Origin of the sequence: Haliea salexigens DSM 19537, assembly GCF_000423125.1 — a bacterium.
Classification (GTDB): domain Bacteria; phylum Pseudomonadota; class Gammaproteobacteria; order Pseudomonadales; family Halieaceae; genus Haliea; species Haliea salexigens.
Map to the genome: position 1 here is coordinate 18665 of NZ_AUHJ01000013.1, position 14464 is coordinate 33128.

16 protein-coding genes are annotated in these 14464 nt (G+C 57.6%); 12 read left to right on the forward strand and 4 right to left on the reverse strand.

From position 1 onward, the window contains the following. Position 1 precedes the first annotated feature (1 nt). The 3 genes from G533_RS0114420 to frdA all read right to left on the reverse strand — a co-directional run bounded on the left by G533_RS0114420 (position 2) and on the right by frdA (position 4787). Positions 2-2116, reverse strand: coding sequence for a TonB-dependent siderophore receptor (locus tag G533_RS0114420; protein ID WP_027950565.1), 2115 nt, complete (start codon positions 2114-2116; stop codon positions 2-4). A gap of 149 nt (positions 2117-2265) precedes the next feature. Then, positions 2266-3018, reverse strand: a complete 753-nt coding sequence (locus G533_RS0114425; protein ID WP_027950566.1) for a succinate dehydrogenase/fumarate reductase iron-sulfur subunit — start codon at positions 3016-3018, stop codon at positions 2266-2268. Then, positions 3015-4787 (reverse strand): fumarate reductase (quinol) flavoprotein subunit, encoded by a 1773-nt coding sequence (gene frdA, locus G533_RS0114430; RefSeq protein WP_027950567.1) that lies wholly within the window; start codon positions 4785-4787, stop codon positions 3015-3017. The genes G533_RS0114425 and frdA overlap by 4 nt, the downstream gene beginning before the upstream one ends. 258 nt (positions 4788-5045) lie before the next feature. Here frdA and G533_RS0114435 point away from each other — a divergent pair, with 258 nt between their 5' ends. Further along, positions 5046-5813, forward strand: coding sequence for an EAL domain-containing protein (locus tag G533_RS0114435; RefSeq protein ID WP_027950568.1), 768 nt, complete (start codon positions 5046-5048; stop codon positions 5811-5813). A 21-nt stretch (positions 5814-5834) separates the two neighbouring features. On the opposite strand, the gene G533_RS0114440 is transcribed toward G533_RS0114435, so the two are convergent. Beyond that, the gene (locus G533_RS0114440) at positions 5835-7616 is read right to left on the reverse strand and encodes an SLC13 family permease (RefSeq protein WP_027950569.1); all 1782 of its coding nucleotides are present in this window, start codon (positions 7614-7616) and stop codon (positions 5835-5837) included. A 528-nt stretch (positions 7617-8144) separates the two neighbouring features. Here G533_RS0114440 and G533_RS0114450 point away from each other — a divergent pair. The 11 genes from G533_RS0114450 to G533_RS0114505 all read left to right on the forward strand — a co-directional run bounded on the left by G533_RS0114450 (position 8145) and on the right by G533_RS0114505 (position 14439). After that, positions 8145-8615 carry a hypothetical protein gene (locus G533_RS0114450; protein WP_027950571.1) on the forward strand — a complete coding sequence of 157 codons (471 nt, stop codon included), beginning with the start codon at positions 8145-8147 and terminating at the stop codon, positions 8613-8615. Between the two features lie 113 nt (positions 8616-8728). Continuing rightward, positions 8729-9097 (forward strand): transposase, encoded by a 369-nt coding sequence (locus G533_RS22160; protein WP_035528349.1) that lies wholly within the window; start codon positions 8729-8731, stop codon positions 9095-9097. A gap of 14 nt (positions 9098-9111) precedes the next feature. Further along, entirely contained in the window at positions 9112-9951 is an 840-nt protein-coding gene (locus G533_RS22165) for an IS3 family transposase (protein WP_051230401.1), read from the forward strand. After that, positions 9932-10384 carry a hypothetical protein gene (locus tag G533_RS0114470; RefSeq protein WP_144079893.1) on the forward strand — a complete coding sequence of 151 codons (453 nt, stop codon included), beginning with the start codon at positions 9932-9934 and terminating at the stop codon, positions 10382-10384. The genes G533_RS22165 and G533_RS0114470 overlap by 20 nt, the downstream gene beginning before the upstream one ends. Before the next feature lie 94 nt (positions 10385-10478). After that, positions 10479-10799, forward strand: coding sequence for a hypothetical protein (locus tag G533_RS0114475; protein ID WP_144079894.1), 321 nt, complete (start codon positions 10479-10481; stop codon positions 10797-10799). An 80-nt stretch (positions 10800-10879) separates the two neighbouring features. Continuing rightward, entirely contained in the window at positions 10880-11353 is a 474-nt protein-coding gene (locus G533_RS0114480; RefSeq protein WP_144079895.1) for a hypothetical protein, read from the forward strand. A gap of 285 nt (positions 11354-11638) precedes the next feature. After that, complete coding sequence (locus G533_RS24565; RefSeq protein ID WP_144079896.1) at positions 11639-11881, forward strand: hypothetical protein; 243 nt, start codon at positions 11639-11641, stop codon at positions 11879-11881. 72 nt (positions 11882-11953) lie between these two features. Beyond that, positions 11954-12580 (forward strand): FMN-binding negative transcriptional regulator, encoded by a 627-nt coding sequence (locus G533_RS0114485; RefSeq protein ID WP_027950577.1) that lies wholly within the window; start codon positions 11954-11956, stop codon positions 12578-12580. 147 nt (positions 12581-12727) lie between these two features. Next, positions 12728-13183, forward strand: coding sequence for a MarR family winged helix-turn-helix transcriptional regulator (locus G533_RS0114490; protein ID WP_240472450.1), 456 nt, complete (start codon positions 12728-12730; stop codon positions 13181-13183). 265 nt (positions 13184-13448) lie between these two features. Then, complete coding sequence (locus G533_RS0114500; RefSeq protein ID WP_027950579.1) at positions 13449-13718, forward strand: hypothetical protein; 270 nt, start codon at positions 13449-13451, stop codon at positions 13716-13718. 10 nt (positions 13719-13728) lie between these two features. Then, positions 13729-14439 (forward strand): pseudouridine synthase, encoded by a 711-nt coding sequence (locus G533_RS0114505; RefSeq protein ID WP_027950580.1) that lies wholly within the window; start codon positions 13729-13731, stop codon positions 14437-14439. Positions 14440-14464: the final 25 nt, after the last annotated feature.

Here is a 14464-nt window from a genome sequence, read left to right on the forward strand (position 1 = left end):
GTTAGAAGCGCGCGTTGAGCACCGCTTCCACGCGGCGTTCGACACCCATCCAGCAGTTGCTGGCGTCATAACAGGCGCCCACGTAGGTTTCGTCGGTGAGGTTGGTGGCGCTCAGGCCCAGCTCCCAGGTGTCATCGATGGCCCAGGAAACCACCAGATCGTAGAGCGTGTAGGACGGCAGGGTGTCGGTGTTGGCCGCGTCCAGCTGGCTTTCGCCCACGTAGCGAACGCCGGCGTTGAACGCCAGCGCTGGCAACGGCTCCCAGCCCAGCCACAGTGCCGCCTGACGGTCTGCGACCCACACCGGCGTGTTGCCCACCAGCGCCGGGTTCAGGGGGTTATCGGTGACCGCAACATCCAGCCAGGTGGCGGTAGCGTCCAGCGTCCACTGCTGCCCGAGTCGGGTGTTCAGGGCCAGTTCTACCCCTTGTGACTTCACTTCGCCGTTCTGGGTGTACTGCATGAAGTCAGGGGTGTTCACCACCACATTCTGCTTGCGCAGGTCGAACCACGCGGCAGTCAGGGTGAGGTCGCGGTCTGTCGCCTGATACTTCACACCCGCTTCCAGCTGCTCCGCTGTGGTCGGCTCAAAGGCCTGGCCGGTGAGGGAATCCTGGCCGGAGGTGGGTTCAAAGGATTCGGAGTAGTTCAGGTAGGGTGCCCAGCCACCGTTCAGGTGGAGCATGGCGGCAAGGCGGCCGCTGACTTCATCCTGGTTGATCTTTGTAGTGCTGCCATAGGCAGAGCCCAGATAGTTGTTCTCGGCGACATCACTGCTCTCGTAATCGTCCCAGCGCAGGCCGGCCACCACCGTCAGCGCCTGCCAGCGAATTTCATCCTGCAGGTACACGCCCACTTGCTCTTGTTCGATACGGTGGCTTTCGGTATAGCTGTTCAAAGGCAGGCTCGCGGGGTCGAACAGGCTGTGGTTGGGTGCCGCCAGGTCAATGGCGGGCGTAGCAAAGCCCAGCGTGTCGCCGTAGCGAATGTCGGAATCCAGCTCGCGGTATTCAACGCCGAGCAGAACACGGTGGGAGGCGCCTGCAAGTTCTGTGCTCCAGGCCAGCTGGTTGTCTACCACGAAACCCTCTTGCGCTTCGTCTGTGAAGTAGGCGCTGCGGGTAAGCGTGCGGCCATCGGGTTGCAGACCGTAGTTGTAGGTGTTTTTCTGCAGGGCCTCGGCATCCGTATAGCGGAAGTTCTGCAGGAAGGACCACTGGTCGTTGAATGCGTGGTCAAGCTTGTAACCCAACAGGGTGACTTCGCGCTCCATGCCCGACCAGGCACGATCCCCGGCGAATGCATCGGCGCCCAAACGTCCGTAGTCGGCGCGATACAGCGTGCCCAGCGCCGGCAGCGGTGTCGAGGGCACCAGGGCCGGGTCGTCCTGATAATAGAGGTTGACGTTGAGGCGTGTGCGCGACGAGATGTCCCAAGTCAGGGAAGGCGCCAGCGTGCGGCGCTCCTCTTCCGTGGTGACCTGCTGTCCATCGCTTTCCCGCCACAGGGTGATGAGGCGGTAGTTGACGCTGTCACTGACGGGGCCGGTGCTATCAAGGCCTATTTCGCGCAGGTCACTGCTGCCGCTGCGCAGGCGCAACAGGGTTTGCTGTTCTCCCAGGGGTTGCTTGGCAGTCTGGTTGACCATGCCGCCGGGGGGTGCGGAGCCGTACAGTACTGAGGTGGGTCCCTTGAGTATCTCGATTGTCTCGGTGGCGAAAGCGTCCACCTGCGGAACGAGGTTCCACAGGTTGTTGTATTGCAGGGGCAGGCCATCGTAGTAGTTGTAGTAGCTGTCAAAGCCGCGGATGGTGTACTGGTCGAAGATGGTGACCGTGCCGCGATTCTCTGGCGTAACCCCGGGCACATAGCGCAGCGCCTCGTTGACGGTGTCCACCTGCCGCCGCGCCAGTAACTCGCCATCGTAGATCTCGTAGCTCATCGGTGCATCCATGGGCAGCAGGTCCGACTTGGTGCCGGTGGTGCGGTAACCTGCGCCGTAGACCACCAGCTCCTCCAATACCGGCGTGCTGTCCTCTGCTACAACAGCCGTACCCTGCCACAAGCCCAGTAGCAGCGCCCCTGTCAGCCACTGTTCGCCCGAAACCGTTTTCATTGAACCCCCTCACTGATGTCGACTGGTAAACGCCGCGGCCACTGCCACCGCAATTCGCGAATGATAGTTATTATCATTACGATTTGCAATGGTGCCGGAGGGCAGCGCTGCATCAGCGCAAGCTGGGGTTCAGGAATGTTTACCGCGGCTCAGACGTCGCCCTTGCCTCGCAAGAGGCGAAACAGGTTCACACCGTAGTTGATATCCGACGCTACCTTGCCGCGGTTGATGGCTGACGCAGGGTCGACATCCTTGGGGCAGACTTCCGAGCAGTAGCCGACGAAGGTGCAGCTCCACACACCTTCCTCGGCGTTCAGCCAAGGCATGCGTTCCTCGCGGCCTTCGTCACGGGAATCGAGGTTGTAGCGCTGGGCCAGGGTCAGCGCGGCGGGGCCCAGGAACTCGGGGTTGCGCCCGAACTGCGGGCAAGCGGCATAGCACAGCGCGCAATTGATGCACTGGCTGAAGGCGTGGTAGCGCGCCATCTGTGCCGGGGTTTGCGTGTGCGCCTCAGTGGCGGGTGCAGTACTGTGGCGTATCAGCCACGGCTTCACCGCCGCAATATGCTCGACCACACCGCTGATGTCCGCAATCAGGTCTCGCTCGACCGGCAGGTTGTCGAGCGCGCGCACCCTCACCACCCCCGCGCTCCGGTAGTCGCGCAGGAACGTCTTGCAAGACAGTTTCGGCTCCCCGTTCACCATCACGCCACAGCTGCCGCAAATCGCCATGCGGCAGGACCAGCGGTGGCTCAGGGACGGGTCGAGCTCGTCCTTGATGTAGTTGAGCGCGTCCAGCACGGACATGTCTTCCCCATAGGGCACCGTGTAGCTTTGCTCCCGGGGCTGCGTGTCCTGCTCGGGGAGGTAGCGCGTGACTACCAGTTCGAGAGTGTCGTTCACGTGCCCGCCCCCCCGGCCGCCTTGCCGCCATAGTGCCGTTCACCTGGCGCCGAGCGGGTAATGACCACGTCCTGCCAGTTGATGACGGGTGCGTCGTCATGCTGCTGCTGAGCCAGACTGTGGCGGAGGAAGTTCGCGTCGTCCCGCACCGGGAAATCCTCCGGACGCTGGTGGCTGCCGCGGGACTCCCGACGGGCGAGCGCTGCGTGGCTCATGGCTTCCGCCACGTCCAGCAGAAAGCCGAGCTCTATGGCCTGTAACCATTCCGTGTTGAAGGCGTGGCTGCGGTCGCGGAGGCCGAGTTGTTGGTAGCGCGCCTTGAGTTCGGCAATTTTCCCGGCGGTGGTGGCCATGGTCGCGGGGGTACGGAATATGCCGATGCCGGCTTCCATCGCCGCAGCCATCTCATCCCGCAGCACCGCCAGGCGCTCCGTGCCGTTTGCCGTGCGCAGGGCTTCCCGTTCGGCCGCGCGCGCCTCCGCCTGCTGGCGCAGCACGAGTGGATTCACCGCATGCCCCTGCGCGGCACGGTCGGCCGCCTGTTCTCCGGCCAGGCGCCCGAATACACTCAGCTCCGCCAGTGAATTGGACCCCAACCTGTTCGCACCATGCAGGCCGACGCTGGCACACTCGCCCACCGCATAAAGTCCGGGCAGGCAGGTGGCGGTATGACGGTCAGTTTGGATGCCACCCATGGTGTAGTGGGCCGTGGGTCGCACCGGAATCGGTTCGCGCACCGCGTCCACGTTGACGTAGGTGCGCGCGAGATCGCGAATGAACGGCAGTCGTTCCTGAATATGCTGTTCGCCGAGGTGTCGCAGGTCCAGATACACCGCGTCGCCCCGCTCGGTGGCCACGGTACGGCCGGCACGCTGTTCGTGCCAGAACGCCTGGCTGAGGCGGTCGCGCGGGCCCAGTTCCATGTGCTTGTTCTGTGGACGGCCCAGTGCGGTTTCCGGGCCCAGGCCATAATCCTGCAGGTAGCGGTAGCCATCGCGGTTGGTGAGTACGCCACCCTCACCACGCGCCGCCTCGGTAATCAGAATGCCGGAGCCAGGCAGGCCGGTGGGGTGGTATTGCACGAACTCCATGTCGCGCAGCGGCACGCCCTGACGGTAGGCCAGCGCCATGCCATCGCCGGTCACAATGCCGCCGTTGGTGTTGTAGCGGTAGACTCTAGCTGCGCCCCCGGTAGCGAGAATGACGGCGGGGGCGGCAATCAATGTCTGCTCGCCGCTGCGCATGTCGATAGCCAGCAGGCCGCCGCAGTGGCCGTCCTCCACCAGCAGGTCGGTGCAGAAATACTCGTCGCAGCGACGAATGGCCGGGTACTGGAGCGAGGTCTGGAACAGGGTGTGCAGAATATGGAAGCCGGTCTTGTCGGCGGCAAACCAGGTGCGCTCTATCTGCATGCCGCCGAAAGCGCGCACGTTGATGCTGCCGTCCGGCTTTCGGCTCCAGGGGCAGCCCCAGTGCTCCAGGCGCAGGTTTTCCTCGGTGGCGTGGCGCACGAAATAATCCACCACGTCCTGGTCGCAGAGCCAGTCACCCCCCGCGACGGTGTCGTCAAAATGTGCATCCACACTATCGTGTGGCTGAATGACGCCAGCGCAGCCGCCCTCCGCCGCCACGGTGTGGCTGCGCATCGGGTACACTTTGGAAAGCAGCAGAATATCCAGGCCGGGGTTGGCCTCCGCTGCGGCAATCGCTGCGCGCAGGCCGGCGCCCCCGCCACCCACGATCACGATGTCTGCCGTCTGCTGATTCATGGCACAGGCCCTCTTGCAGGCGCCATTGCGCGGTGTTGCGTGTGCTTGCATTCTCACCGCTCATCCTGCGGGATGCAATGCGACGAAAACCAGCAGCCAGCTCGTGGGCTGTGTTGGCGTCAGGTTCGCCAGCCTCAACGGTAGCGTCTACAATGGGAGCGTAAATCAGGGTATGAAAACGTGTTGCTGTGGGCGCAAGCCCCGGTATTCAGCTTCTTGCAGTCACCATTACCCGGAGCATCCAGCGAGGAGGCAAGCGTGGATGATATTCTCACTATCGATGATCGGCTGGCATGCGGCCAATGCTCAGGTGATGACGACCTCGGCTTCGACTTCACCATGGCCTTCCAGCCTATCGTCGACCTGCGGCAAAATACCATCTACGGTTACGAGGCGCTGGTTCGTGGTTTGAATGAAGAGTCGGCCTACTCGGTTATCGAAAAAGTGACCGAAGACAATCGCTACCTGTTCGACCAGCTGTGTCGCATCAAGGCAATTTCCCTGGCGTCGAAACTGAAGGTTGATGCCATGCTCAGCATCAACTTTCTTCCCAACGCCGTCTACAATCCAGAGCGCTGCATTCGCACCACTCTGGAGGCTGCACGCAAGTACGAGTTTCCCACCAGCCAGATCATGTTCGAATTCACGGAAGTGGAACGTGTTGAAGATGGTGACTTCATCAAACGTATCGTCGATTACTACCAGAAGCTCGGTTTTATTACTGCCATTGACGATTTCGGCGCCGGCTACGCGGGCCTGGGGTTACTGGCCGATTTCCAGACCGATCTGGTGAAGTTCGATATGGGGCTAATCCGCAATATCAGCCATGACCACGCACGGCAGTGCATTGTCAGCAACTGCATCAACCTGTGCCGGGACCTGAATATCACGCCGCTCGCCGAGGGCGTGGAGTCGCGCGACGAGATGCTGTGGCTGCGCGATGCGGGGGTGGAACTGATGCAGGGCTACTTCTTTGCCCGCCCCGGGTTTGAACGTTTGCCTGAGGTGGATTTCAGCGCCCTTTAAATGCTCACAGCTGGGGGCTCCCTATGCGGCCCCCGCCTCCAGCGGCCAGCCGAGCAACAGCACACCCAGGGTGACGGCCCCAATAAACAGGTTCATGGGCACGCCCACACGCAGAAAATCAGTGAAACGGTAACCCCCCGGGCCGTATACCATGAGGTTGGTCTGGTAGCCCAGCGGTGTGGCGAAACTGGCCGAGGCCGCCATCATGATCGCCAGTACAAAAGGCGTTGGGTCAAGCCCTGCGCTCGCGGTGATGCTGAGAGCAATAGGCAGCATGAGAATGGCAGCGGCGTTGTTGGTGATGACTTCGGTGAGCAGTGACACGGTGAAGTAGGTGAGCATCAGCAGCAGCCATGGCCTGTCGCCCCCCAGAGTGATCAACCCCTGCGCCAGTACCAACGCCGCGCCAGATTGCTCCAGAGCGGCCCCCAGCGCGAATGATGCGCCTATGGTGAGCAACACCCCCATGTCCAGGCTGCGCTCTGCCTGCTCCAGTGAGCAGCACCCGGTGAGGAGCATGAGTAGCGCGCCGATCAGTGCCGCATTGAGCATGCTGGTTAAACCGGTGCCGGCAGCCACCACCACGGCTAACAGGATAAACCAGGCGAGATAGAGGCGGTGGTGACGCGGTGGTTCAGTGGCGAGGTCGTTCACCAGAAGGAAATCGCGGCTGTGGCGCTGTCGGGTAACGAAATCCGGGCCCGCCTCCAGCAGTAGCGTATCGCCCGCCGTCAATTCGGTGCTGCCCAGGTTGCCGCGCACGCGTTCGCCATTGCGCGCCACCGCCAACACGGCGGCACCGTAGCGATCGCGAAATTGTGCATCGCGAATGGCCTGGCCCACAGCCGCGCAGTGCGGCGATACCACCACTTCCACCAGGCGCCTTTCAGTGGGGTTCTGCGATGGCTGCAGCCCGGCGGCCTGCGTGGAAGGCTCAATGCCGTTGATGCGCAGCAAATCCGCAATGGCGTCGGTGTCGCCAGCGAAGACCAGCCGGTCGCCGCCGCAAAGCATCTCTTCCGGGCCTACGGGTGAAATAATCCGCCCCTCACGCTCCACCTCAGCCAGATAGACGCGGACCAGATGTCGCAACCGCGCCTGTTCAACTGTTTTGCCCGCCAGGGGGCCGCCCACAGCGACCGCCACCTCCAGCGTGAACTCGCGAAGGTTGGCAAAGGGCGCGTCGTCCCGCTGCTCCGGCAGCCAACGGGCAAAGAACAGCCACATGAATGCCGCACCCGCCAGGGCGACGGGCAGGCCGACTGCCGTGATCGCAAACAAGGAGAAACCTTCGCTACCCGTCAGGCTGCGATACTGCCCGTTCACAACCAGATTGGTGCTGGTGCCCACCAGCGTTAGAGTGCCGCCGAGGATGGCCGCATAGCTCAGGGGAATCATCAGTTTGGACGGCGCCACACCGATACGCCGCGACCAGCTGTTCACGGCCGGGATCATGGTGGCGACGATAGGCGTGTTGTTGAGAAAAGCGCTGAGCAGCGCCACGGGTGCGAACAGCCGGAGCATTGCGCCGCGGGTGCTGGCGGGCCGGCCCAGCAGTCGCTGCACAATCAGCTCCGCTCCGCCGGAGGCCTGAATGCCGCCGGCCACCACGAACATGGCCGCGACCGTGGCGAGCCCCTCATTGGCGAACCCCGCCAATGCCTGGCTGGCATTCAGCACGCCGGTGGTAACCAGCACAGTCAGAGCAGTCAACATGACCACGTGGGGGCGCAGCCGGGTGGCAATGAGCAGGGCGAGCACCGCCCCCACCAAACCCAGTGAAAGCCAGCCCTGCCATATCATGATGTTGCCTCCGCGAAAGTTGGCTGATAGTAGTCGGGAAACCAGTGGCCGGCAAAGGAATGGTTGGCGCTTGTTCTAGCTATTTTTGTTATAAAGGAGTGGTGTGTCGGGCACAGCGACGCTCTTCGGCACTGGGCTGGTGAACACCGGTTTTTTTGCGGGCGGCACCCTGGGGGCCGTCTTGTTTGCGGCCCTGGGTTTTTATGCGCTCGCCATCCCGGCCAACATCTGCCTGTTGCTCGCCCTGTCGTGCTGCACCTATAGAGCAAGAGTTAGCTGTTAGAGCTTCGACGGTAGCCCGCAGCGCGAGGTGGCCCCGCCGCCGCAGGGCGTGTTGTGGCTGGCCCGCAGGCGTGTGGTATAACCCGCGGGAGCGAATTTGGCCGCTTATCTACGAGGGGCTGTAGGGGGGCTGTGTAAGTGATTGGTTTGTATACAAGTTTTCGGCGGCTTTGGGGGGCTGTGATGGGATTAACAGGAAGAGCGTTATACGGCATGGTCCGTATAAATCGCTGTTAGAGAGCCTTAATGAGCACAAGAGAAGTCACGGCGATCGCAATCAAAATTCTAGCCATTTGGATGGCGTTGGAAGTGTTTCTCTTTTCGCCAGTATTCTTATCGCTTTTCTTACAGCTTAAGGGCAGCGCTTCTATCACGTTTCAAGTCTTGCTTGTGCTGGTTTACTTTGCAGTTGGTCTATTGCTTGCATTTGTACTATTCCAGGCATCCAGTGCCGTCCTTCGTACTTCTGATACTCAATCATCGAACGTCTCCGTTTCCGAAGGGTTCATTCTTCAGGTCGCTGGTGCGTTTTTCATTGTCTCTGCATTTGAGGGCCTTGCTGGAGTAAGCATGACTATTGTTAAAGCGTCTTCTGCCGAGGCTCGAGAGGTGATGTATCTTGCAGCCTACTCGTCAGAACTGATTGTGGGTCTGGTAATGACAGTGAAGCGAGAAGTATTTGTTAAATTTTTTAGAGTACTGAGGGGGCGGGCATGAGGCTCTCTAACAAGTCAAGGTTGCAAGGCGCCTTCGGCGCGGGACGCCGTGATCGGCACTGATCTTGCACCACTTTAGTGGACGATTAATTTCGTCAACTAGAGGGGCCCAGCATGGGACACACCAGAAAGAGAAACTACGACCGTTACACCCTAGCCTACAAACAGCAGGCCGTTAGGTTGGCCTCTCACCCTGACGTTAAGTCTAAGGATGTGGCAGACTCTCTCGGCATCCATCCGGTCATGCTGTATCGCTGGCAGATGGAACACAGGAAAGGTGAACTGAGGGAAAATAAGTATATGAAGCCCGCAAAACCTACACCGAAGCGGCGGCCAGATAGAGCCGATCCTGCTCAGGAAAAAGAGGATCAACTTAAAGTCGCGCACAAGCGCATTCAGCAGCTGGAAAAGCAATTAGCTAATCGAGAGGATGAATTAGACCTCTTAAAAAAAGCCGAACGGTTCTTCACAAAGATAAGCTAGGTATATTCAAGCTTATTGAGAAGAACCGTGATGGAAGGAATACAGTAAAACTGTGTGATCTCTACGGCGTGTCGCCCAGTGGATTCTACGCCTGGAAGAATAGACCACAGAGTCATCACCGCCAACACGATGTAAAGCTTATGCTGGCGATTAAGGAGCTTCATCAAGGCTACAGGCGGGCCTACGGAGCGCCGAGAGTTCATAGAGCACTTCGAGAGCAGGGCTTCTCCTGCAGCGTCAGACGTATTCGTCGTCTGATGCGCGAAGTGGGCGTAAAAGCGTGCACGACCGGGCTTTATGTTTGGACTCCCGGCAAGCACGAATTCTATTCATCGGCAGGAAACCAGTTGGCTAACGCACCTGTCCCAGAGGAAGTGGGCGTTCAGTGGGCGGGAGACTTCACCTATATAAGAACGCAATCAGGTTGGCTGTATCATGCTGTCGTGCTCGATCTATATAGCCGGAAGGTTGTTGGCTGGTCTTTTAGTCGCAAACGAAATTCAGAGCTCACCAAAAGCGCACTGAGAATGGCCTTACAAAAGGGCAATCCGCAGGCAGGTTGTATCTGTCATTCAGACCAGGGAATTGAATATGCCGCGCATGAATACCGTGAGCTAGTGGAATCTGCTGGCATGACTCGCAGTATGAGCCGCAAGGGTAATCCTCTTGATAACGCAAAGGTGGAATCGTTCTTTCATAGCATGAAATCGGAGATGGTCCACCACCGGACCTTTGACAACGAGGTCGATGCTGTCGCTAGCATCATCGACTACATCATCTTTTACAACAGTGAGCGTCTACACTCCGGTTTGGGGTATAAATCACCCGAGAACTATGAAAGGCTATGCGCATGAAACTGTCCACCAAAGTGGTACAAGATCAGCACCCCAACTTGGGGCGTTAGATGTCAACGTGAAGCGTCCGGGTGGATTTACAGTTTTGAGTCTAATGTTTGGTTGGTTTTCTATCGCTGGCTTTCTAAATGCGTGGGGCGGCCTTAGTGGAGCGTTTGAGGTAATGCCGAAACCTGTCGCATTTCTCGCGCTTATATACGCCATCGCAGCTGGCGCAGCAGCGATCCAACTATGGCGATTCAGGCCATCCGCAATCATTGCTATTCGGTCTTGGATGGCTGTATGTGGGTTGTTCATTATCACACTCTCTTTTTTCTTCTGGAATATGATTCTCGGTGGGAGTATTGGCCTGTTAAGTTTTGGTGTCTTTGTTGGGGCACTGTTCTTTTTTCTGGATCGCTATGTTCAACGTAAGTTGGTTGTTGCCAACTAACCAGTTGGGGCTAGTCGCTCCCTGCGGTCGCTGGACGCCCGGCTTCGCCAGCCGCCCCAGCCCAAGGCGTTATTGAGCGCTACGAGTGGGCGTCATGCGTTGGATTAAAAAAAGTATCAAAGCTTACCTAGCTCACAAGTACTATATTCGGGCCCACGGAGAAATGCGTACTGACGCGATCTATTCGATCAACCGTGCAATAAAGCTAGAGCCTGATAAATCAAGAATTCCTGAGTATCTCGAATTGAAAGGGCAAATTCAGAAAGGTATAGGACGAGAGGATGAGAGCAGGGCTACATTTGAGGAAGCTCTGCTGTATATAAAGCAGCATCCGCAGTTTTGTAGCGGTCCCAGCTTTAAAGTTCTGTTACACCGAATCGAAAAAGAACTGGAGGCGTCGTCATTCTCTGCATAGATTTTAAGCCGCGCTCAATAACAAGGCAGGGCTACGGTCGCCGAACTTCACCCGCCGCAGCCTGCGGCGTTAAGGAGCCTATGCGAGCGTTACCCGTAATGTTGGCCTTTCTAACTCAATCTATTTTTGCTGGGGAAGTACCCGCCGAGGCCAAGATCGAGATTGAGCGACTTGATCGTCTCATCGCAGACATAGGCGGGTTCGATGACTTTACTCGCTCCGTTGCAGAGGCATTGAGTGGTGAGGGATGCGAGGTCCTAACGGCTGGGCTGAGCTCTAAGTCAAGTTATAGGTCGCCCCAAGACTTTTTGTCAACTTGCGAGCGCGGTTTAGCTGGTATCGAAGATGCTGATAATTATGAGATTGGGGGCCGTACCTACCACGTTGCGACCATGGATGGCTCGCCGACCTTTATCGCCACCGCAACAATCGAATACCCCGGCGGGGGTTGGGTCGAGAGACTGCATGTAAAGCTAGACTTGGATTCAGGTGAATATAAAATTCTGGAGCTCATTTTTATGGGTGGTGGAGTTAAGTCACATGGACGTCAATGATCGGCTCCTTAACAAGGCGGTCAACTACGCGCCTTCGGCGCCGGACGGCCTAAACGCGGCTTACGCCGCAGGCCGCCGGTTACCACAGCGTTATGCACTTGGAGTGTGCATGTGAATAATATTGATGTATTTGATCGATGTACGGCCTATATCTTTTCTGAGCTATACACGTCATTTCCCGTGCCACGGGATTTGATGTTTACTGATACGGACATCGAGATATTCGATGGGAATGACGCTGAAGTAGATGCTGATAGTAAGTTTTGAATCTACCATGCAACCATCATGTGGCTACTTTCAGCCGGCTACCTCAATGCAGATTCCATTTCTTTTGATGGGGCGCATGACGTGGTGCTATCTCCGAAGGGATTGGAAGTCCTGAAATTGCCATCATCTTTTGAACCCAATGGCCCTTCCTTTGGGGAAAAGAAAACTGAGTGCATAAAATCAGGTGCTGTAGAAGTTGCAGGGAATATTGCAAAAGGCGCAATAACTAAAGGATTGGCAATTGTTCTTTCAGGCGCATAACAAGGCCGGGCACCATCGCGCCGCAGCTTTGGGCGTTATCTAGACGATTAATTTACCGAGGAGTTCTGCCGGATGTATGTGCCAAACCACTTCAAGGAAGACGATATGGGCACGCTTCAGCAGTACATCCGTGATTACGGATTTGGCCTGCTGGTGGTTGCTGATGATAGTGGAATTGAAGCAAACCACGTTCCCTTTATTCTGAGTGCTGAAGAAGACGGCACTTTGGGGCAGCTTCAGTGCCATCTGGCTCGAAACAACCCGGTCTGGCAGCGTATGCAAGATGGGGCTCGGGTTCTTGCCGTTTTTCAGGGGCCAAATGCCTACATTTCTCCCTCGTGGTATGCAACCAAAGCTGAAACGGGACGTGTTGTTCCGACATGGAATTATCTGGCTGTACATGCAGAAGGGAGTGCTCGCATCGTCGAGGATCCGAACTGGCTGAAAAGCCATCTTCATAGCCTTACTGAACACCATGAGGCGGGCATGGAAAACCCTTGGTCTGTTGATGACGCTCCACTGGATTTCACCGAACGCTTGGTACAGTCTATCGTCGGTGTGGAAATCGAAATCGAGACCCTTACCGGTAAGCTGAAAGCAAGTCAGAACCAACCGAAAAAGAACCAGGCCGGTGTTAAGGCCGGACTCGAGGCTGGAGAAGGAGTGCACAACCGTGATATGGCGAAGTTTATCAGCTAACAAAGAGCTGTTGTCGTACGCTGAACTTCACCCGCTAGAACGGACACCTCAATCTAACGAGGAGTCTGTTGTTTACCTTCCATTGCGGTTGTTGAAATTATCATGTGCTTCACATACCCGTTGACAAGCAGGCGCCTACCTATATACTTGCAAGATCAAGTACAAGATCGGTATATAGCAATGATATCAGAGTCAAAATATGGGGCAGTCTCAATTGCCCTGTGGGCTAAAACGGCCCTTATCTCCAAGCATTTGGACAATAGCTTGGGTGCGATTCATGGCATAGGGCTCACAGAGTACATGGTATTGCGGAGCCTGATGAGGGCTCCTGATCATGTTCTGCGGCGCATAGATATTGCTGACGCGCTGGAGCGAACGGCTTCCGGTATCACCAGAATGCTGATGCCGATGGAGAAAATAGGCCTTGTGCAAAAAGAGCTCAACGAGCGGGATGCGCGAGTCAGTCTGGTAAGGATAACGCGGGCGGGAGAGGAGTTGTTTGAAAATGCCTCTGCTACCCTGAATGCCAAGTCGGAGACACTCCTCAAGAACGTTGATGGCAAAAAGCTGGATGTATTTCTGGATTTGCTCGGCGCAATTTGAGGGCTTGAGCCTTGATAAGGCGCCTGCTCACTCAGTGAGGGGACTTTCTTGAGAGGAGGCGCTCGGCGGGTCTTCGTGGTGGGCGTCAGGCGTTAGCGGCCGGAAGCAAAAGGATGCAAATAATGGAAATATCGCCTATACAGCGCTTCATCCGGTGGTTCGGTGGCTCCGAATCCGGCCTGCCGCGCTCTACGGTACTGCTGGTGTTCGAGATTGAGGATGTGGCGGGTAGCAAATTTTGAATGCAGTCAGCGGAGCGTAGCGCATGCACCATACACCTGAAGTACAGCTCCAGACACTGAAGCAGCAGCTGGCCAAGGTACAACTCATTGAGGCGCCGGGAACCATCATGTTCGGGCTGGGCCTGTATGGGAAGTTCGCCGCGAATGGCAACGCCTTCCACCCTCTGCTCAACGATCCCGGTGTGGTCAGCATGCTGCTGGGGGCCGGCGGCACGGTCATGGCCTGGGGCACTTACAAACTTGTCACCATCCTGCGTGAAATGCAGCGCGTGAAGAAGCGGCTCGCGCTATAGCGGCGGGTGCATGAAATCCTCCACTACCCGGCTCGATCGCTTCATCAGCAAGCACAGCGCCTTCTCGATGGCCGATGTGCGACTGTTGATCGCCCAGGGGCGTATTCTTCTGGACAACGTAACGGCTCGTTCCATCCATGAGCCGGTAACAAAATTCACCCGGGTGGACCTGGACGGTGTTTGTCTGCGAAATGCGGCCTCCGTGTACCTCGCGCTGCATAAACCGGCGGGGGTGGTCAGTGCGACGAAGGACAGCAAGCACCCGACAGTGCTGGATCTTCTGCAACATCCGCAGAAGGAGGAGCTGCATATTGCGGGCCGGCTCGACTTCAATACCACCGGCCTGGTGCTGCTGACCAACGACGGAAAATGGTCGCGCAGCTTAAGCTCGCCGGAAAGCCGCGTTGCCAAGGTCTATGAGGTATGTGTCGCCAAGCCGTTGACGGAACAATACATCACGGTGTTTCGCGCCGGCATATACTTTGCGCATGAGAATATCACCACGCTGCCTGCACAGCTGGAAATACTCTCCAAGTACCGGTGCAGGCTGTCGCTGGTTGAAGGCAAGTACCACCAGGTGAAGCGGATGTTCGGTTATTTTGAGAACAAGGTGCTGTCGTTGCATCGGGTATCAGTGGGGCCTGTTTCCCTCGGTAAACTGCAACCGGGAGCCTCAAGGCGCCTCACTGCGCTTGAGCTTGCGCAGACAGGTTATAAGTGAGTTCCCATAAAAATTTGGTGCTGCA